At 67.9% G+C, this 17,703-nt stretch carries 17 protein-coding genes; 10 read left to right on the top strand and 7 right to left on the bottom strand.

The window, feature by feature from the left end; genetic code table 11:
- The coding region (locus AC1D2K_RS12170; protein WP_478089091.1) for a M20/M25/M40 family metallo-hydrolase at positions 1-192 on the top strand (192 nt) is incomplete at its 5' end.
- A complete protein-coding gene (locus AC1D2K_RS12165) occupies positions 189-1,661 on the top strand; it encodes a M81 family metallopeptidase (RefSeq protein WP_478089090.1) in 1,473 nt (490 codons plus the stop codon). The genes AC1D2K_RS12170 and AC1D2K_RS12165, both read left to right, overlap by 4 nt.
- 19 nt (positions 1,662-1,680) lie before the next feature.
- On the opposite strand, the gene AC1D2K_RS12160 is transcribed toward AC1D2K_RS12165, so the two are convergent.
- Positions 1,681-2,796, bottom strand: a complete 1,116-nt coding sequence (locus AC1D2K_RS12160; protein ID WP_478089092.1) for a substrate-binding domain-containing protein — start codon at positions 2,794-2,796, stop codon at positions 1,681-1,683.
- A 134-nt stretch (positions 2,797-2,930) separates the two neighbouring features.
- Here AC1D2K_RS12160 and AC1D2K_RS12155 point away from each other — a divergent pair, with 134 nt between their 5' ends.
- The 3 genes from AC1D2K_RS12155 to AC1D2K_RS12145 are packed head-to-tail and all read left to right on the top strand — an operon-like array spanning position 2,931 to position 5,238.
- Positions 2,931-3,680 (top strand): ABC transporter permease, encoded by a 750-nt coding sequence (locus tag AC1D2K_RS12155; protein WP_478089089.1) that lies wholly within the window; start codon positions 2,931-2,933, stop codon positions 3,678-3,680.
- On the top strand, positions 3,677-4,396 hold the full coding sequence (locus AC1D2K_RS12150; protein ID WP_478089088.1) for an ABC transporter ATP-binding protein: 720 nt from the start codon (positions 3,677-3,679) through the stop codon (positions 4,394-4,396). Before AC1D2K_RS12155 ends, AC1D2K_RS12150 begins: the two co-directional genes overlap by 4 nt.
- A complete protein-coding gene (locus AC1D2K_RS12145) occupies positions 4,393-5,238 on the top strand; it encodes an ABC transporter substrate-binding protein (RefSeq protein ID WP_478089087.1) in 846 nt (281 codons plus the stop codon). The genes AC1D2K_RS12150 and AC1D2K_RS12145 overlap by 4 nt, the downstream gene beginning before the upstream one ends.
- A gap of 158 nt (positions 5,239-5,396) precedes the next feature.
- Here AC1D2K_RS12145 and AC1D2K_RS12140 read toward each other — a convergent pair whose 3' ends face one another.
- Together AC1D2K_RS12140 and AC1D2K_RS12135 are read right to left on the bottom strand one after the other, a co-directional pair.
- Entirely contained in the window at positions 5,397-6,200 is an 804-nt protein-coding gene (locus tag AC1D2K_RS12140; protein WP_478089086.1) for a ParB N-terminal domain-containing protein, read from the bottom strand.
- 44 nt (positions 6,201-6,244) lie between these two features.
- Complete coding sequence (locus AC1D2K_RS12135; RefSeq protein WP_478089085.1) at positions 6,245-6,712, bottom strand: winged helix-turn-helix transcriptional regulator; 468 nt, start codon at positions 6,710-6,712, stop codon at positions 6,245-6,247.
- A gap of 129 nt (positions 6,713-6,841) precedes the next feature.
- Between AC1D2K_RS12135 and AC1D2K_RS12130 the strand changes: the two genes are divergently transcribed.
- Positions 6,842-8,152, top strand: a complete 1,311-nt coding sequence (locus tag AC1D2K_RS12130) for a D-amino acid dehydrogenase (protein WP_478089084.1) — start codon at positions 6,842-6,844, stop codon at positions 8,150-8,152.
- A 58-nt stretch (positions 8,153-8,210) separates the two neighbouring features.
- On the opposite strand, the gene AC1D2K_RS12125 is transcribed toward AC1D2K_RS12130, so the two are convergent.
- The 4 genes from AC1D2K_RS12125 to AC1D2K_RS12110 form a co-directional block, all read right to left on the bottom strand.
- Entirely contained in the window at positions 8,211-9,341 is a 1,131-nt protein-coding gene (locus tag AC1D2K_RS12125) for a 2-aminoethylphosphonate--pyruvate transaminase (RefSeq protein ID WP_478089083.1), read from the bottom strand.
- Positions 9,342-9,383: 42 nt separating this feature from the next.
- Positions 9,384-11,117: a putative 2-aminoethylphosphonate ABC transporter permease subunit gene (locus tag AC1D2K_RS12120; protein WP_478089082.1), complete on the bottom strand. Its 1,734-nt coding sequence runs from the start codon at positions 11,115-11,117 to the stop codon at positions 9,384-9,386.
- The gene (locus AC1D2K_RS12115) at positions 11,114-12,244 is read right to left on the bottom strand and encodes a putative 2-aminoethylphosphonate ABC transporter ATP-binding protein (protein ID WP_478089081.1); all 1,131 of its coding nucleotides are present in this window, start codon (positions 12,242-12,244) and stop codon (positions 11,114-11,116) included. The genes AC1D2K_RS12120 and AC1D2K_RS12115 overlap by 4 nt, the downstream gene beginning before the upstream one ends.
- 230 nt (positions 12,245-12,474) lie before the next feature.
- Positions 12,475-13,521, bottom strand: a complete 1,047-nt coding sequence (locus AC1D2K_RS12110; RefSeq protein WP_478089080.1) for a putative 2-aminoethylphosphonate ABC transporter substrate-binding protein — start codon at positions 13,519-13,521, stop codon at positions 12,475-12,477.
- Positions 13,522-13,660: 139 nt separating this feature from the next.
- Here AC1D2K_RS12110 and AC1D2K_RS12105 point away from each other — a divergent pair, with 139 nt between their 5' ends.
- From AC1D2K_RS12105 to AC1D2K_RS12090, 4 genes are read left to right on the top strand one after another with little or no spacing between them, the layout of a single operon-like run.
- Entirely contained in the window at positions 13,661-14,389 is a 729-nt protein-coding gene (locus AC1D2K_RS12105) for a phosphonate utilization associated transcriptional regulator (protein ID WP_478089079.1), read from the top strand.
- Position 14,390: 1 nt separating this feature from the next.
- Positions 14,391-15,617, top strand: a complete 1,227-nt coding sequence (gene phnA, locus AC1D2K_RS12100) for a phosphonoacetate hydrolase (protein ID WP_478089078.1) — start codon at positions 14,391-14,393, stop codon at positions 15,615-15,617.
- Between the two features lie 19 nt (positions 15,618-15,636).
- The gene (gene phnY, locus AC1D2K_RS12095) at positions 15,637-17,085 is read left to right on the top strand and encodes a phosphonoacetaldehyde dehydrogenase (RefSeq protein ID WP_478089077.1); all 1,449 of its coding nucleotides are present in this window, start codon (positions 15,637-15,639) and stop codon (positions 17,083-17,085) included.
- A gap of 2 nt (positions 17,086-17,087) precedes the next feature.
- Positions 17,088-17,654 carry a phosphonate degradation HD-domain oxygenase gene (locus tag AC1D2K_RS12090; RefSeq protein WP_478089076.1) on the top strand — a complete coding sequence of 189 codons (567 nt, stop codon included), beginning with the start codon at positions 17,088-17,090 and terminating at the stop codon, positions 17,652-17,654.
- Positions 17,655-17,703 lie beyond the last annotated feature (49 nt).

Raw genomic sequence — 17,703 nt, 5'->3', positions numbered from 1 at the left:
AACGTGATCAGCGGCGCCGGCCACGACGCGGTGTACCTGGCGCGTGTCTGCCCGACCGCAATGATCTTCGTGCCTTGTCTCGACGGCATCAGCCACAACGAGATCGAGGACGCGCAGCCCGACCACCTGGAGGCCGGATGCAATGTGCTGATGCAGGCGATGCTGCAAAGCGCGGGGGTGGTGACATCGTGAAAATCCTGATCGCCCGGCTCAATCACGAGACCAACACCTTCTCGCCCGTGCCCACGCCGCTGGCCGCCTTCGGGCCCGACGGCCCGAGCTTCGGCGAGCAGGCCTATCGCGACAACAAGGGCATGCGTACCGCGATGTCGGCCTTCATCGACCTGGCCGAGCAGGCGGGTGCGACGCTGGTCACGCCGGTGTCCGCTTCGGCCAATCCCAGCGGGCCGGTCGACGCGCAGGCCTACACCACCTTGTGCCAGAGCATCCTCGATGCCGCGCCGGGGTGCGATGCGATCCTGCTCGACCTGCACGGCGCGATGGTGGCGCAGAACAGCGTGGACGGCGAAGGCGAGCTGCTCGCGCGGCTGCGCGCCGCGGCGCCCGGCGTGCCGATCGGCGTGGCGCTCGACCTGCATGCCAACGTGACGGCGGCGATGGTCGGCAACGCGGACGTGATCGTCGGCTTCAAGACCTACCCGCACATCGACATGTACGAAACCGGCGAGCACGCGGGCCGCCTGCTGCTGGACCTGCTCGCCGGTCGGAGCCGACCCGCGATGCGGTGGCACTCGCTGCCGCTGATGGCGCACACGCTGCGCAGCGCCTCCTTCACCGGCGCGATGCAGCGCGCGATCGAAGCGGCGCGCGAAGCCGAAAAGGCCGAATCGCTCGCGGTGTCGATCTTCGCGGGCTTCTCGCTGTCCGACATCGAGGCGCCCTGCATGAGCGTGGTGGTGGTCGATGCGCAGTCGCCCGAGCGCGCCCAGGCCACGGCCGATCGCATCGCGGCGCAGATGTGGAGCGAGCGGGAGGCTTTCGTCTACCGCAGTGAACCCCTGGCGGCATCGATCGCGCGCGCCAAGGTGATCGCGCAGGGCGCCACGCGCCCGGTGCTGCTGCTCGACCATGGCGACAACTGCATGTCCGGCGGCAGCTGCGACACCATGGATGTGCTGCAGGAAGCGCTGGCCCAGGGACTCGACGGCATCGGCGTCGGGCCGCTGTGCGATCCGCAGGCCGTGAGCGAGCTCATCGCGGCGGGCGTGGGCGCGACGGTGACGGTGGCACTCGGCAACAAGGTGTCGCTGGCAGGCATCGGCCTCGTGAAGACGCCGCTGCAGCTGACAGGCACGGTGCGCACCATCAGCAACGGCGAGTACGTGATCACCGGTCCCACCTACACCGGCCAGCGCGCCAGCATGGGCCGCACGGTGCTGTTCGACATCGGCGCGGCACGCATCGTCGTCACCGAGCGCACCCAGGAACCCTGGGACATCGGTGTCTTCGAATGCGCGGGCCTCGATCCGCGCGGCGAGCGCTTCCTGCTGCTCAAGTCGCGCATGTACTGCCGACCGGTGTTCGAGCCGCTGTCCGCCGCGCTGGTCGAGTGCGACAGCCCGGGGGTGACGAGTTCGGACTATGGGCTGTTTCCGTTTTCCAAGGTACGGCGCCCGGTCTTCCCGCTCGATCCCGCTTGAGCGTGCACGCGGGCCGGGGCTACGCCTTGGCGCGCGAGGGGGCCTTTTTCGCCTTGAAGCTCCACCACGGCAGCAGCGTGCTCAACGACTCGACCTCGCCGCTGCTGGCGCTTTCGTAGCCCGGCAGCGTGCCGAGCTGGTGCTGCCAGGCGGCGCCGCGCAGCAGCACCAGCAGGGCCTGGATGGCCGGCTGTTCGAGCGCCGATTTGAGGCAGGCCAGGTGGTAGCGCTCCTGCACCAGCGGCACGAAGCCCAGGCCCGCGCCGAGCGCCGCCGATTCGATCCCGAGCGCCGCATCGGCCTCGCCGGCGGCCACCGCATGCGCGGCGGCCGCGTGCGAGGGCTCGTGCCGGGCATAGCCGTCGATGGCGTCGGCCGTCAGGCCGTCGCGCTCCAGCAGCTCATCGAGCAACACGCGCGTGCCGGTGCCGATCGACCGGTTCACGTAGCGAGCGCGGCGGGCGGCGACGTCGGCCAGGTTCCGCAAGCCGAGCGGATTGCCGGGCGCGACGATCAGGCCTTGGGTGCGGCGCGCGAAACCGATGATCTTGTGCAGTCCGGGCTTGAGCAGCGGCTTGTAGGTGCGCTGCGCGAGCGAGCCGGTCGGCGGCCGTTCCAGCGTGTGGAAACCCGCCATCACGCAGCGTCCCTGGTTCAGCGCGCTGATCGCATCCACGCTGCCGGTGAAGCGGATGTCGAGTTGCAGCCGGGCGGTGGCCGCCGCGTGCGCGCGCAGCAGCACCAGTGCATCGTCGTGGCTGGCGTGCAGGCTCAGGACGTGCGTGCTGTCGTCGAAGGCGAGCGCGAAGGCGCGTTCGAGGTCGGCATGCAGCGCCTCGATCTGGGGTGCCAGCCGGGCCTGGGCCTGGCGTTCGGCCCACAGCAGCTTGTCGCCGAACTCGGAGAGCTGGGCCGAGCGGCCCTGGTCGCCAGTCACCAGCGGGTGCCCCAGTGTCTGTTCCCAGCGCTTGAGCTCGCCCCAGACGTGGCGGTACGAATAGCCCACGGCCCGTGCGGCGGCCGAGATCGATCCGTGTTCGCGCACCGCGTGCAGCAACTCCATCAGCGGGTTGCGAATCAGCGTCCGGCCGTGGCGGCGGGGTGCGATGGCGTAGGAGAGTTCGATCTGCTGCACGAGGGAGGAAAAGAGAAGAGAGAGCACCGAGGATTATGCAGAGCCGCCCTTCAACCTATGCAAGTGATTGCATAGGTTGGCGGCGCACGCCTGCCCATACTGCTGCGCTCCCCGCTTCCCGCTCCACGCCTTGCATGAACACCTTCGCCGACAGCGCCGCTGCCGCCTGGCACCTGGTCGTCTCCGCCGACCCCTTGCTGCTTGCCATCGTCGGCCGCTCGCTGGCGGTCAGTGCGACGGCCTGCGTGCTGGCCTGCGGCTTCGGCCTGCTGCTGGGCGCCTGGCTCGCGGTGGCGCGTTTTCCGGGGCGCGGCCTGCTGCTGACGCTGCTCAACACGCTGCTGGCGCTGCCCTCGGTGGTGGTGGGCCTGGTGATCTACCTGCTGCTCTCGCGCTCGGGTCCGCTGGGTTTCCTGGGCTGGCTGTTCTCGTTCAAGGCGATGGTGCTGGCCCAGACCATCCTCGTGTTGCCGGTGGTCACGGCGCTGACGCGCCAGACCATCGAGGACGCCGACCGCGCCCACGGCGAGCAGCTGCGCTCGCTCGGCGCCGGCAACTTCGTGCGTTCGCTGCTGCTGGTGGCGGACGAGCGCTATGCGCTGATCACCGTGGTGATCGCCGCCTTCGGCCGCGCGGTGTCGGAAGTCGGCGCGGTGATGATCGTCGGCGGCAACATCGACGGCTTCACGCGCGTGATGACCACCGCGATCGCGCTCGAAACCAGCAAGGGCGACCTGCCCCTGGCGCTGGCGTTGGGCCTGGTGCTGCTCGCCGTGGTGCTGGTGCTCAACCTGGCGATCGCGGCGGTGCGCGGCTGGCGCGAGCGGGTCGACGGCGGCATGGTCGACGCGGCCGGCGCGCGGCGGCTGGAGGTTGCGCCATGAGCCGAACGGCAAAAGGCCCGGCTGCGGGCACGCCTCTGTTCAGTCTCCATGCGGCCGAAGTGCGCTTCGGCGAGGTGCAGGCGCTGGCGCCCACCCATCTGACCATCCATGCCGGCGAGCGGGTCGCGCTGATCGGCGCCAACGGCAGCGGCAAGAGCAGCCTGCTGCGGATGCTGCATGGCCTGGTCCCGCACGCGGCGGGCGTCTTCGCGAGCCGGGTGCCGCGCAAGGCGCAGGCCATGCTGTTCCAGCGGCCGCACATGCTGCGCGCCAGCGTGCGCAACAACGTCGCGCTGGCGCTCTGGCTGCACGGTGTGCCGTGGCGCCTGGCGCAGCGCGAGGCCGTGGCGGCGCTGGCACGGGTCGGCCTGGCCGAGCTCGAAGGCCGCAACGCGCGCACGCTGTCGGGCGGCCAGCAGCAGCGCCTGGCGCTCGCGCGGGCCTGGGCGCTGCACCCGGACGTGCTGCTGCTCGACGAGCCGACCGCCAGCCTCGACCCGACCGCCAAGCGCGAGGTCGAGGCCCTGATCGCCGAGGCCGCGCAGGGCCGCACGCTGGTATTCGCCAGCCACAACCTCGGCCAGGTCAAGCGTCTCGCGAGCCGTGTCATCTACCTGGAGCACGGCCGCGTGCTGGCCGACCTCCCGGTCCGGGATTTCTTCGGCGGTCCCTTGCCCGCCGAAGCCCGTCTGTTCGTCAAAGGAGAACTGGTATGAAGTCGTTCAATCTGTCCCGAAGCCTGATGTCGGTGCTGGGCGCGGTGGTCGTCGCGGCGAGCGCGCTGTCGGCCCACGCCGAGACCCTCACCATGGCCTCGACCACCTCGACCGAGCAGTCGGGCCTGTTCTCGCACCTGCTGCCGGCCTTCAGGCAGGCCAGCGGCATCGACGTCAAGGTGGTCGCGGTCGGCACCGGCCAGGCGATCGACATGGCCAAGCGCGGCGATGCCGACGTGCTGTTCGTGCACGACACGGCGGCCGAGGAGAAGTTCGTCGCCGACGGCTTCGCCGCCAGGCGTTTCCCGGTGATGTACAACGACTTCGTGCTGGTCGGCCCCAAGGGCGATCCGGCCGGCATCAAGGGCAAGGACATCGCCGCGGCGTTGAAGAAGATCGCCGCCTCCAATGCGCCCTTCGTCTCGCGCGGCGACAAGAGCGGCACCGATGCCGCCGAGCGCCGGCTGTGGTCGCAGACCGGCATCGGCGAAAAGGCCGGCCAGCCGCTGGCGAACGACAGGAAGGGCACGGGCTACAAGGAGTGCGGCTGCGGCATGGGTCCGGCGCTCAACATCGCGGCGTCGAGCGGCGCCTATGTGCTGGCCGACCGCGGCACCTGGCTCAGCTTCAAGAACCGCGCCGATCTCGCGGTGCTGGTGGAGGGCGACAAGCGCCTGTTCAACCAGTACGGCGTGATGGTGGTGAGCCCGGCGAAGTTCCCGCAGCTCAACGGCGCGGGCGCGCAGAAGTTCGTCGACTGGATCATCTCTCCCGTGGGCCAGTCGACCATCGCGGCCTACAAGATTGGCGGCGAGCAATTGTTTTTCCCGAACGCTGAATAGGGCTCGCCCCCCAGGTTGGCTCACTTCGTGTAGCCGCCCACCCCCCTGCCGGGGGGCAACACCAGCGGCCCGGCGAAGCCGGTTCCGCGGTGTTTCACGAAGGGGCCGGGCTTCGCCGGCCGGTGGAGCGCCGAGCCGAGTCCCTGCCGCCCTGAGGCTCAGGCCTCCGCGGCCTGCAACAGCGCGTGCAGCGCGGCGACCTGACGGCGCAGGTCTTCGTTCTCGGCCGTCAACTCGGCGACGCGCTGCGTCAGCCGCTCGACGGCGTCCGGTTCTTCCGACGTCTGCGTTTTTTCCGGTTCCGCACGCGTGGGGCGCTTGGCCTCGCGCACGCGCTTCGCCGCCTGCTTGAGCTCGTCCTTGCCGCCGTTGGCCGCGGCCACCTGTTCTTCGGCCGGCAGGCTGGCCACGGCCGCCGCGGCATTGATCGAGATCGTGCCGGACTTGACCGCGGCCACCAGCTCGGGCGCCGCCTGCTTCTGGATCTTCTCGATCATCACCACCTGGCTGCTGCTCAGGCGCGCCGCCTTGGCGATGGCTTCGCGGCTGTTCAGGGGCGCTTGCGGCGGCAGTGCCGGATCGGCATCGAAGGGCGGATCGTCGGCGGCATCGGACGGGGCCGCGGATGCGCGGGCTTGCCGTCCGGCCACGATCTCCTTCTTTCGCAGCGCCAGCACGCCGCGCAGGAAGTCCGAGACGCTGCGCCGGCCCAGGTGCTGGTCGATCATCCACAGGTGCACGTCCTCCAGGGACTGGAAGCGCGTGTTCTGCACCGTCTGGAACGGCAGGCCGTGCTTCTGGCAGATGCCGTAGCGGTTGTGGCCGTCCACCAGCACCTCGCCCCACAGCACGAGGGCATCGCGGCAGCCTTCGGCCAGGATGCTGCGCTCGAGCGCTTCGTATTCCTCCGGGGTCAGGGGGTCGATATAGGATTTCAGGTCTTCGTTGACGACGATGTTCATGGAGGCGGGGTTCGGGGACGAGGGGCGGGATTCTAGGTGCAGACTCAGCGGTCCATCGGCAGGTAGAGGCTTTCCTTGACCTCTTCCATCACGACATAGCTGCGCGATTCGGCGGTCACGGGCAGCTTCTTGAGCAGGCCGCCCAGCAGGTCGCGGTAGTCGCTCATGGCGCGCAGCCGCGCCTTGATGAGGTAGTCGAAGCCGCCCGACACCAGGTGGCATTCCATCACCTCGGGCACGAGCAGCAGCTCCTCGCGCACCTGGTCGAAGACGTCGCCCGACTTCGACGACAGCGTGATCTCGACGAACACCAGCAAGGTCTTGCCGACGGCCTGCGGATCGATGCGCGCGTGGTAGCCGGTGATCACGCCCTCGCGCTCCATGCGCCGTACGCGCTCGGAGCAGGGCGAGGTCGACAGGCCGATCTGCTCGGCCAGATCGGTCATCGAAATGCGGCCCTGGCGCTGCAGGATGTCGAGGATTTTCCGGTCGGTGCGGTCGAGTTCGGTCATTTCACTCCCGGAGGGCGGTTGGAGGCAGGAAGGCAGCTGAAATCACTGCAGAGAGGCATTATTTCAGTGGAGTTTATCGGGATTGAATTCATACCATTGACTCCTTACCTGTTCTCTGGGAGTTTGGCGATGAAAGTGATCGTTTTGGGCGGCGGCGTGATCGGCGTGACGACCGCGTACTACCTGGCGCGCAATGGCGCCGAGGTCACCTTGATCGATCGCCAGGGCGGCCCGGCGCAGGAAACCAGCTTTGCCAACGCAGGCCAGGTGTCGCCCGGCTATTCCACGCCGTGGGCCGCGCCGGGCATCCCGCTCAAGGCGCTGAAGTGGATGTTCCAGAAGCACGCGCCGCTCGCGATCCGGCCCGACGGCACCTTGTTCCAGCTGCGCTGGATGGCGCAGATGCTGAAGAACTGCTCGCCCGAACGCTACGCGCTCAACAAGGAACGCATGATGCGCGTGGCCGAGTACAGCCGCGATTGCCTGCGCGAACTGCGCGCCGAGACCGGCATCCACTACGAGCAGCGCACGCAAGGCACGCTGCAGCTGTTCCGCAGCCAGGCCCAGCTCGACGCCGTGCAGCGCGACCTGGCCGTGCTCGAGGAGTGCGGCGTGCCCTACACCCTGCTCGACCGCAGCCGGCTTGCCACGGTGGAACCGGCCCTGGCCCGCACCGGCGATCTGCTGGCCGGCGGCCTGCACCTGCCCAACGACGAAACCGGCGACTGCAACCTGTTCACCCAGGGCCTGGCCGCGATCGCGCGCGGGCTCGGCGTCGATTTCCGCTTCCATCAGTCGGTGGACGGCCTGGTCACCGACGGCGGCCGCATCACCGGCGTGCGCCTGGGCGGCGCCGCGAACGAGGTGCTCACCGCCGACCGCTATGTGCTGGCCTTCGGCAGCTATTCGCGCGACTTCCTCGCGCCATTGGGACTGGACATTCCGGTGTATCCGGTCAAGGGCTATTCGCTGACCGTGCCGCTGGTCGACGCCTCGCTGGCGCCGCAGTCCACGGTGCTCGACGAGACCTACAAGGTGGCGGTCACGCGCTTCGACGATCGCATCCGGGTCGGCGGCATGGCCGAGCTCGGCGGCTTCGACCTGCGCCTCAACCCGCGCCGGCGCGAGACCCTGGAGCGCGTCATCACCGACCTGTTCCCCTGTGGCGACCTGCCGCGTGCCACCTTCTGGACCGGCCTCAGGCCGATGACGCCCGACAGCACGCCGATCGTCGGCCCGACGCGCTACGGCAACCTGTTCCTCAATACCGGCCACGGCACCCTCGGCTGGACCATGGCCTGCGGCTCGGGCAAGCTGGTGGCCGACGAGGTCATGGGCCGGCGGCCCGACATCCGCACCGACGGGCTGGCCATCGATCGCTACCAGCCGGCGGTGTCGGGCCCGCGGAGCGCAAGCCGGCCGGCCGGCGTTCCGGCCTGAACCGCAACCGGCCTGGGCGTCCGGCGAATCGCCGGCCCCGCCTCAGGCCGGCGTCGGTTCAAGCGAGGGCGGGCGCCGACACCTGCCGGATGCCCATGGCCTCGAGCGTGTCCGCAATCGCCGCGACCGCGCCCGGAATGCCGGCCTCGCCGAAGTGGCCCATGCAGCCGACGCGGAAGGTTTCCACCTGCGTGAGCTTGCCCGGGTAGAGGATGTAGCCGCGCTTCTTCACCTCCTGGTAGAAGGTCTTGAAGTCGTACTTCGGATCGTCCGGCGCGTGGAAGGTGACGATGATCGGCGCCTGCAATGCCGGGTCGAGGTAGCTGCGGAAACCCTGCGCCGCAAGCCCCGCGATCAGGGCCTTGCAATTGCGCGCGTAGCGGCCGCCGCGCGCCTCGAGGCCGCCTTCCTCGACGTACTGCGCGATGGCCTCGTCGAGCRCGGCCACCACGTGGGTCGGGGGCGTGAAGCGCCACTGCGTCGTCTTCTCCATGTAGACCCATTGGTCGTACAGGTCCATCGCGAGCGAATGGCAGTTGCCTTCGCACTTCTCGAGGATGCTGCGCCTGACGATCACGAAGCCCATGCCGGGCACGCCTTCCAGGCACTTGCCGGAGGCCGCGATGACGGCATCGAAGGGCGTCTTGCGCGCATCGATGTCGAGCGCGCCGAAGGAGCTCATCGCGTCGACGATCAGTCCGCGGCCATGCCTGGCCACCACCAGCGCGACCTCGTGCAGCGGATTGAGAACGCCGGTGCCGGTCTCGCAGTGGACCAGCGCGACGTGGGTGATCGTCGGGTCCGCCGCCAGCGCGCGGTCGACGTCGGCGGCCAGCACCTGCTTGTCCTCGGTGTAGTCGATGGTCGTCAGCTTGCGGCCCAGCACCTTGCAGATGCGGGCGATACGCTGGCAATAGGCGCCGTTGTTCGGCACCAGCACATGGCCGTTGCGCGGCACCAGGGTGCCGATCGCCGCCTCGACCGAGAAGGTGCCGCTGCCCTGCAGCGGAACGCATTCGTGCGTGCCCTCGCCGCGAACGATGCGCAGCACCTGCTGGCGGATGCGCGCGGTGATCTGGTTGAAATCGGAATCCCACGATCCCCAGTCGCGCAGCATGGCGGCCCGGGTCCGGTCGGAGGTGGTCAGCGGGCCGGGGGTGAGAAGGATCGGGTGAGAGGCTTGGCTCATGGTGTCTCCAGGTGAGGGAAGGTCCGGATGAAGGCGAGGGGGTCAGGCGCGTCGCAGGTTGCGCCAGGCCTGGGTGCGGGCGAGCATCACGCGCGTGAGCAGCGCATAGGCCACGCAGACGACAGCCGAGGTGATGACGATCAGGCTGGCGAGCGCCGCGGCCGGACCGATGTCGCCGGCTTCGTCCAGATGCATGATCGCGACCGACGCCAGGATGGTTTCGGGCGAATACAGGAAGATCGCGCAGGACAGGCTGGCCATCGAGACGACGAAGTAGTAGCGGCCGATGTCCAGGATGGCGGGCAGGCAGACCGGCACCGTGACGCGCAGGAAGGTCTTGAAGAAGGGCACCTTGAGCGAGGCGGACACGGCTTCGAATTCGTTGTCGATCTGCTTGAGCGCGGTGACGGCGGTCAGGTGGCTCGAGGTGTAGTAGTGGACGATCGTCGACATGATCAGGATCGCCATCGTCTGGTAGAGGAAGTTGAGCGGGTTGGCCGGGTGGTTGAAGAACATCACGTAGCCCAGGCCCAGCACCAGGCCGGGCACCGCCATCGACAGCACCGCCATCAGGTGCATCGCGCGCCGCATCAGGCCGAGGTTGCGCGTCTTCTCGATCAGGTAGGCGCCCACGAAGACGATCAGCGAGCCGCCGATCGCGGTGGAGATCGCGAGGATGAGGCTGTTCGTGTAGGCCGCCGCCATGTCACTGTCGACCAGCGCGAAGTGATAGTGCTTGAGCGTGAACGACAGGTTGTAGGGCCAGAGCGTGATCAGCGAGGTGTAGACCGCCATGCCGATCGTGGCCAGCAGCAGCGTGCAGACCCCCACGCAGAACAGTGCCAGCAGCGAATCGGCCAGGCGGCGCGGCTTGGGGCTGAACGGCACCGAGCGCGCCGTCAGCTGCGCCTTCAGCTTGCGCCGCACCGTGTAGTCGATGGCGAACGAGAGAATGGATGGCACCAGCAGCAGCAGGCCGACCACCGCACCCATCGAGAAGTTGTGCTGGCCGACCACCTGCTTGAACACGTCCACCGACAGCACGTTGAAGTTGCCGCCGATCACCTTCGGCGCACCGAAGTCGCTGATGACGTAGGTGAACACCACGGTGGCGGCGCTGATCAGTCCGTACTTGCAGGAGGGCAGGGTGATCGTCGTGAACTGCCGCCAGCCGGGCGTGCGCAGCGCCGTCGCCGCTTCATAGAGCCGCCCGTCGGCCAGCGAGAGCGCGGTGACGAGGATCATCAGCGCGTGCGGGAAGGTGTTGTAGACCTCGGCCAGGATGATCCCCGGCGCGCCATAGATCGAGGCGCCGCCGAGCAGGAACTTGAGCGCGCCCTGGTTGCCGAACCATTGCACGAAAGAGATCGCCGAGAGCAGCGAGGGCGCCAGCAAGGGGATCAGCGCGATCAGCCGGAAGGTGGCCTTGAAGGGCGTGGGCAGGCAGGTGCGCGTCAGGGCGTAGGCGCAGACGAAGGCCGCGGGCACCGAGATCAGCACCACCACCGTCGACACCCAGATCGAGTTCCAGGCCGCGCGCATCAGGCTCGGCGTCTGGAAGTAGGTGATGAAGTGGGCCAGGCCGACGAAGCGGCCGTCCTTGCCCAGCACGGCGTTGACCAGGATCGAGAACAGCGGCGCGATCAGGAAGACGAACAGCATCGCCATCACGGCGAGCAGCACGGCGCGGGCGATCAGCTCGTCGCGGCTCCAGCGCAGGCCGGCGCGGCGAGGCCGGGCGGCGGCCGCCGGATGAACGCGTGCCAGCGTGTTCATGCCTTTCCCTTCCTCTCGCAGAAAGCCCGGATGCGGTTCGCGCGCAGCGCGATGTCGATGCGGTTGCCTTCGCGAATATCGAGGTCGTGCAACTGGTTGAGCGAGAAGTGCAGGCCGAGGCTCTGGCCGTGCAACTCGTCGGCCGTGACTTCGGCGATGCACAGGCCGCCGAGGAATTCGACCTTGGTGACCAGCGCGCTCAGGCGGTTGGGCGTGTCGGGCCCCAGGTGCTCGGCGATGCGGTCTTCCGGCCGCAGGTAGAGGTTCACGGCGTCGCCGGGCACGAAGCCGCTGTCGCAGGCGTCGCACTGCAGTTCCATGTCGCCGACGCGGAAGAGATTGCCGCCCAGCGCGTGGCCGCGCAGCACGTTGACCTTGCCGACGAAATCGGCGACGAAAGGCGTGGCGGGCCGCTCGTAGATGTCCATCGGCGTGCCGACCTGCTCGATCACGCCGTGGTTCATGACCACGATGCGATCGGCCATCGACAGCGCTTCCTCCTGGTCGTGCGTGACCATGATGGTGGTGATGCCGACCTGCTTCTGCAGCCGGCGGATCTCCCCGCGCAGGCGGATCCGTTCCAGCGCGTCGAGCGCCGACAGCGGCTCGTCCAGCAGCAGCAGGCCCGGCCGCGTGGCCAGCGCGCGCGCCAGCGCGACGCGCTGCTGCTGGCCGCCCGAGAGCTGGCTCGGGTACTTCGCACCCGAGGTCGGCAGGCCCACCAGCGTGAGGAGCTCGTCGACGCGCGCCTTGATCTCTGCCTTCCTGGCCTTGCCGTTGACCAGGCCGTAGCCCACGTTGTCGGCGATGGTCAGGTTGGGGAAGAGGGCGTAGGACTGGAACACGATGCCGTAGTCGCGCTTGTCGGGCGGCAGCCAGGAGACATCCCGCCCGTTCTGCAGGATCTGTCCCGAGGTCTGCGTCTCCAGCCCGGCGATGATGCGCAGCAAGGTGGTCTTTCCGCAGCCGGAGGGGCCGAGAAAGCACAGCATCTCGCCCGGCTTCACGCGCAGATGCACGTCGCGCAGGGCGCTGAAGGATTCGAAGTCCTTGCGGATTCCGACGACTTCCAGCGCGGCGGTGGCTTGCAGTTCGTCTGCGATGAACTTGGCGGCGGTCATATCCATTTTTCGATAACTCCGAGACGCACGAAACGCGGACCCCTTCCAGGAACACCGCGGAACCGGCTTTGCCGGGCCGCTGGTGTTGCCCCCGGTAGGGGGTGGGCGGCTACACGAAGTGAGCCAACCTGGGGGCGAGCAACAATGCCACCGCGGAACCGGCTTTGCCGGGCCGCTGGTGTTGCCCCCGGTAGGGGGTGGGCGGCTACACGAAGTGAGCCAACCTGGGGGCGAGCCTAGTTAGACTTGGCTTCCGCCTTGCCTTCGTAGCGCTTGCTCCACTCGGCCAGGATGCGTTCACGATTCTTCGCCGCCCAGTTGATGTCGTTCTTGGCCAGCAGCTTTTCGTAGTTCTCGGGAATGCCTTCGAGCTTCTTGGCCACCCCCGGATAGGCGACCACGGCCCACCAGTTGGCGGTGATCTGGTTGGCCTCCTTGCTGGCCATCCAGTCGGCAAGGCGCTTGGCCTGCTCCATCTTCTTGCTGGTCTTCATGAGGCCGGTGGCCTCGATGTCCCAGCCCAGTCCTTCCTTCGGAAAGACCAGCTCGACCGGCGCGCCCGACTTCATGACCTGGTGGGCCCGGAACTCGAAGGAGATGCCGATCGGAAACTCGCCGGCGCCGGCCTGCTTGCAGGGCTTGGAGCCGGAGTGCACGTACTGCGCGATGTTCTCGTGCAGCGCGTCCATGTACTTCCATCCGTCGGCTTCGCCCYACATCTGCAGCCACGCGGCCACGTCGAGGTAGCCGGTGCCGCTGGAGGCCGGATGCGGCATCACGATCGCACCCTTGTAGATGGGCTTGGTCAGGTCCTTCCAGCTCTCCGGCTTGGGCAGGCCGCGCTTCTTTGCCTCGACCGTGTTGAAGCAGACCGTGGCCGCCCAGACGTCCATGCCGACCCAGGCGGGCGGCCGCTTGCTGTCCGAGTATTCGGGCGACAGTTCCTTGAAGCCCTTCGGCTCGTAGGCCAGGAGCATGCCTTCCTGCTCCAGCAGGGCCAGGCTGCTGGCGGCGACGCCGGCCACCACGTCGGCCTGGGGATTGGCCTTCTCGGCCAGCAGCTTGGCGGTCACGATGCCGGTGGAGTCGCGGACCCACTTGATCTCGATGTCCGGATTGGCTTTCTCGAAGCCGTCCTTGTAGAGCTTCATCGCATCGGTTTCGAGCGCGGTGTAGACCAGCAGGGAGGTTTTTTGCTGTGCCAGCGCGGCGCCGGCGGCGACGCCCAGCACCACGGCGCACAGCGCCATGGCGAGGCGGCTCGTGCTTTTTCTTGCGTTCATCGTTCACTCCTGTAGGGGGATTGGCTTGTCACGCCCGAGCTCGTTGCCGTGCGTCGGTGAATCCAATGTAGAACGTCGATTGATGACTGTCAATAAAAAATTGTTGACAGTTGGCAATCTGGGGCCAAGAATACACCCCATGCAAACGAACAAATCGACCGCGGCGCTGGCTTTCCTGCAGTCCAGCTCGCTTCCGATGCTGGTGCAGGAAGAAATCGAACGGCTCATCATGACGGGCGAGCTGGCCGTCGGCAGCCGCATCAATGAAAGCGAGCTGTCGCTGCGCTTCAATACCAGCCGGGGCCCGGTCCGCGAGGCCTTGCGTGCGCTGGAAGAGGCCGGCCTGGTTCGCAACGAGAAAAACCGCGGCGTCTTCGTGCGCGAGATCGCGTTCGAGGAAGCCGACGAGATCTACGAACTGCGCGAGGCGCTGGAGGAAATCATCGGCCGGCGCGTCACGCGCGCCATCGCGCCGGATGCGCTCGCTCGTCTCAAGGCCATGCTGGAGCCGATGAAGTCGGCCGCACAGGCCTCGGACCTGGAGCAGTACGCGCAGCTCAACCTGCAGTTCCATGAAATCCTGCTCGACACCGCGGGCAGCCAGAAGCTGACCGAGACCTACAAGCGCCTGATCAAGGAGCTGTCCCTGTTCCGCATGCGCGCGCTCGACGGCGGCGGCGGGCTGCGCGTGTCGGTCGACGAGCACCGCGAGATCGTCGAGGCCATCGCTTCCGGCGATGCCGAGCAGGCCGGTCGCGTGATGCGCAAGCACGTGGCCGGAAGCCGCGCCCGCATGCACAAGGCCTTCGGCCGCCTCGACATCGCCCAGCCCCCGTCCATGACTCACTCACCCACCAAGGAAGCTTGAAATGACACCGGAGACGATCGAAGTCAATGCCAGGAACTACCGCTGGATGAGCCGCCCCGTGGTGGTGGTCTGCGTCGACGGCTGCGAGCCCGCCTACCTCGACGCCGCGGTGGCCGCCGGCGTGGCGCCCTACCTCGGGCGCATCATGAAGTCCGGCGCCAACCTGCTGGCCGATTGCGTGGTGCCCTCGTTCACCAACCCGAACAACCTGTCGATCGTCACGGGCGCGCCGCCGGCGGTCCATGGCATCTGCGGCAACTACTTCTTCGACCGCGAGATCGGCGAGGAAGTCATGATGAACGACCCCAAGTACCTGCGCGCCGGCACCGTGCTGGCCGCGTTCGCGGATGCGGGCGCCAAGGTGGCCGTGGTGACCGCCAAGGACAAGCTGCGCAAGCTGCTCGGCAACCGCATGGAAGGGATCTGCTTTTCTTCCGAGAAGGCCGACCAGGTGACGCTGGCCGAGAACGGCATCGAGGACGTGCTCGGCCTGGTGCGCCTGCCGGTGCCGTCGGTCTACAGCGCGGAGCTGTCCGAGTTCGTCTTTGCCGCCGGCGTCAAGCTGATGGAGACGCGCCGTCCCGACCTGATGTACCTGTCGACCACCGACTACGTGCAGCACAAGGCCGCGCCGGGCAGCCCGGCCGCCAATGCCTTCTACGCCATGATGGACCGCTACCTGGCGCAGCTCGACGAACTCGGCGCCACCATCGTGCTGACGGCCGACCATGGCATGAACGACAAGCACGACACGGACGGCAAGCCCAACGTGATCTACCTGCAGGACGTGCTGGACGACTGGTACGGGGCCGGCAAGGCGCGGGTCATCCTGCCCATCACCGACCCCTACGTGGTCCACCACGGCGCCCTCGGCTCCTTCGCCACCGTCTATGCGCCCGACGAGGCGACCGCGGCGCAATGGATCCTGCGCATCCGGGAGGTTCCCGGCATGGAGTCCGTGCTGTCGCGCGCCGAGGCCGCGAAGCGCTTCGAGCTGCCGCCCGACCGCATCGGCGACATCGTGGTCGTCAGCGAGCGCAGCACGGTGATCGGCACGTCCGCCAGCCGGCACGATCTTTCCGCGCTGGAAGTGCCGCTGCGTTCGCACGGCGGCGTGTCCGAGCAGCGCGTGCCGCTGATCTGCAACCGTCCGGTCGAAGGCATCTCCGGCAGCCGCCGGCTGCGCAACTTCGACGCCCTCGACCTGGCCCTGAACCACGTCCAGTAAATCGTCCGGATCCACCACCATGAGCCAGCCCATGCCGAAGCCAGCCGACATCCATTGCGAAGCGTTGCGCATCGCCGGCGAACGCGTCTATCGCGACGAGGTCATCGAGGTCCGCTATCCCTACACCGGCGAGGTGATCGCCACCGTACCCAAGGCGACGCTGGAAGACGTGCGCCGCGCCTACCGCATCGCGCGCGACTACAAGCCGACGCTGACGCGCTACGAGCGCTACAAGATCCTGATGCGCGCCGGCGAGATCATCGCCTCGCGCCTCGACGAGATCTCGCGCACGATCACGCTCGAATCCGGCCTGTGCCGCAAGGACTCGCTGTACGAAGTGGGCCGCGCTTCCGACGTGCTGCTGTTCGCCGCCAACCAGGCACTGGTCGACGACGGCCAGGTGTTCTCCTGCGACCTCACGCACCATGGCAAGAGCCGCAAGGTCTATACGCTGCGCGAGCCGCTGCTGGGCGTCATCACCGCCATCACGCCCTTCAACCATCCGTTGAACCAGGTGATCCACAAGGTGGCGCCGGCCGTCGCGACCAACAATCGCATCGTGCTCAAGCCCAGCGAGAAGACGCCGCTCACCGCCTTCATCCTGGCCGACATCCTCTACGAGGCGGGGCTGCCGCCGCAGATGCTGTCGGTGATCACCGGCGACCCGCGCGAGATCGCCGACGAGATGCTGACCCATCCGGACGTGGACCTGGTGACCTTCACCGGCGGCGTGGCAATCGGCAAGTACATCGCCGGCAAGGCCGTCTACAAGCGGCAGATCCTCGAGCTCGGCGGCAACGACCCGATCATCGTGATGGAAGACGCGGACATCGAGGAGGCCGCCACGCTCGCGGCCAGCGGCTCCTACAAGAACTCGGGCCAGCGCTGCACGGCCGTCAAGCGGATGCTGGTGCACGAAGCCGTGGCCGACCGTTTCGTCGAGCTGCTGGTGCGCAAGACCGAGGCGCTCAAATACGGCGATCCGATGGACCCGGACACCGACATGGGCACCGTGATCGACGAGGCCGCCGCGATCCATTTCGAGGCGGTCGTCAACGAGGCGATCGCGGCCGGCGCCAAGCTGCTCTGCGGCCATGTGCGCCGGGGTGCCCTGTATGCGCCGACCGTCCTCGACCACGTCGACCCGGAGATGACGGTGGCCAAGCACGAGACGTTCGGCCCGGTGTCGCCGGTCATCCGCTTCGGCAGCATCGAGGAGGCGATCCGGATCTCGAACGGCACGGCCTACGGGCTGTCGTCGTCGTTGTGCACCAACCGCCTCGACTACATCACGCGCTTCATCCGCGAACTCAACGTCGGCTCCGTCAATGTGCGCGAGGTGCCGGGCTACCGGCTCGAACTCACGCCCTTCGGCGGCATCAAGGACTCGGGCCTGGGCTACAAGGAAGGCGTGCTCGAGGCGATGAAGAGCTTCACCAACAGCAAGACCTATTCGCTCCCCTGGTAACCATGAGCCTCACCATTTCCGACATCGTCGGCCTGTTCGAATCGAAGGGCGATGCCCAGTACGACGGCGAGCCCGTGACGCAGCTCGAGCATGCGCTGCAGTCTGCCCACCTGGCCGAGCAGGCCGGTGCCGGCAGCGCGCTGATCACGGCGTCCCTGCTGCACGACCTGGGTCATCTGCTGCACGATTTCGGCGGCACGCCGACGCAACAGGGCCTGGACGACCTGCACCAGTACCGCTGCCTGCCTTTCCTGCGTGCCCTGTTCGGCCCGGCGACGCTGGAGCCGATCCGGCTGCACGTGGATGCCAAGCGCTTCCTGTGCGCGCGCGAGCCAGGCTATCTCGAGGCGCTGTCGCCCGACTCGAAGCGCAGCCTGGCGCTGCAGGGCGGCGTCTTCAGCGAGGCGCAGGCGGCGGCCTTCGAGGCCTTGCCCTTTGCCGGCGATGCGGTCGAGCTGCGGCGCTGGGACGACCGCGCGAAATCGGCCGATGCCGACATGCCCGCTCTCGCGCATTTCGTCCRCCACCTGGAAATCTGCGCCGCCGAGCATCGGCGCGTCGCGGCCTAGGGCCTGCCCAGCCATGCGGCCCTTCTGGATCGAGCAGGCGCTCTTCAAC

Source organism: Variovorax sp. P1_H12_2, from assembly GCF_056405335.1.
Note: the sequence above shows the minus strand (reverse complement) of the source record. Positions and strands in the feature narration are given on the sequence as shown.

Excerpts from the sequence above, each read along its gene's own strand:
- AC1D2K_RS12130 (WP_478089084.1), top strand. The coding sequence starts at position 6,842 with ATGAAAGTGATCGTTTTGGGCGGCGGCGTGATCGGCGTGACGACCGCG.
- AC1D2K_RS12115 (WP_478089081.1), bottom strand. The coding sequence starts at position 12,244 with ATGGATATGACCGCCGCCAAGTTCATCGCAGACGAACTGCAAGCCACC.
- AC1D2K_RS12135 (WP_478089085.1), bottom strand. The coding sequence starts at position 6,712 with ATGACCGAACTCGACCGCACCGACCGGAAAATCCTCGACATCCTGCAG.
- phnY (WP_478089077.1), top strand. The coding sequence starts at position 15,637 with ATGAGCCAGCCCATGCCGAAGCCAGCCGACATCCATTGCGAAGCGTTG.
- AC1D2K_RS12120 (WP_478089082.1), bottom strand. The coding sequence starts at position 11,117 with ATGAACACGCTGGCACGCGTTCATCCGGCGGCCGCCGCCCGGCCTCGC.
- AC1D2K_RS12150 (WP_478089088.1), top strand. The coding sequence starts at position 3,677 with ATGAGCCGAACGGCAAAAGGCCCGGCTGCGGGCACGCCTCTGTTCAGT.
- AC1D2K_RS12155 (WP_478089089.1), top strand. The coding sequence starts at position 2,931 with ATGAACACCTTCGCCGACAGCGCCGCTGCCGCCTGGCACCTGGTCGTC.
- AC1D2K_RS12145 (WP_478089087.1), top strand. The coding sequence starts at position 4,393 with ATGAAGTCGTTCAATCTGTCCCGAAGCCTGATGTCGGTGCTGGGCGCG.
- AC1D2K_RS12105 (WP_478089079.1), top strand. The coding sequence starts at position 13,661 with ATGCAAACGAACAAATCGACCGCGGCGCTGGCTTTCCTGCAGTCCAGC.
- phnA (WP_478089078.1), top strand. The coding sequence starts at position 14,391 with ATGACACCGGAGACGATCGAAGTCAATGCCAGGAACTACCGCTGGATG.
- AC1D2K_RS12140 (WP_478089086.1), bottom strand. The coding sequence starts at position 6,200 with ATGAACATCGTCGTCAACGAAGACCTGAAATCCTATATCGACCCCCTG.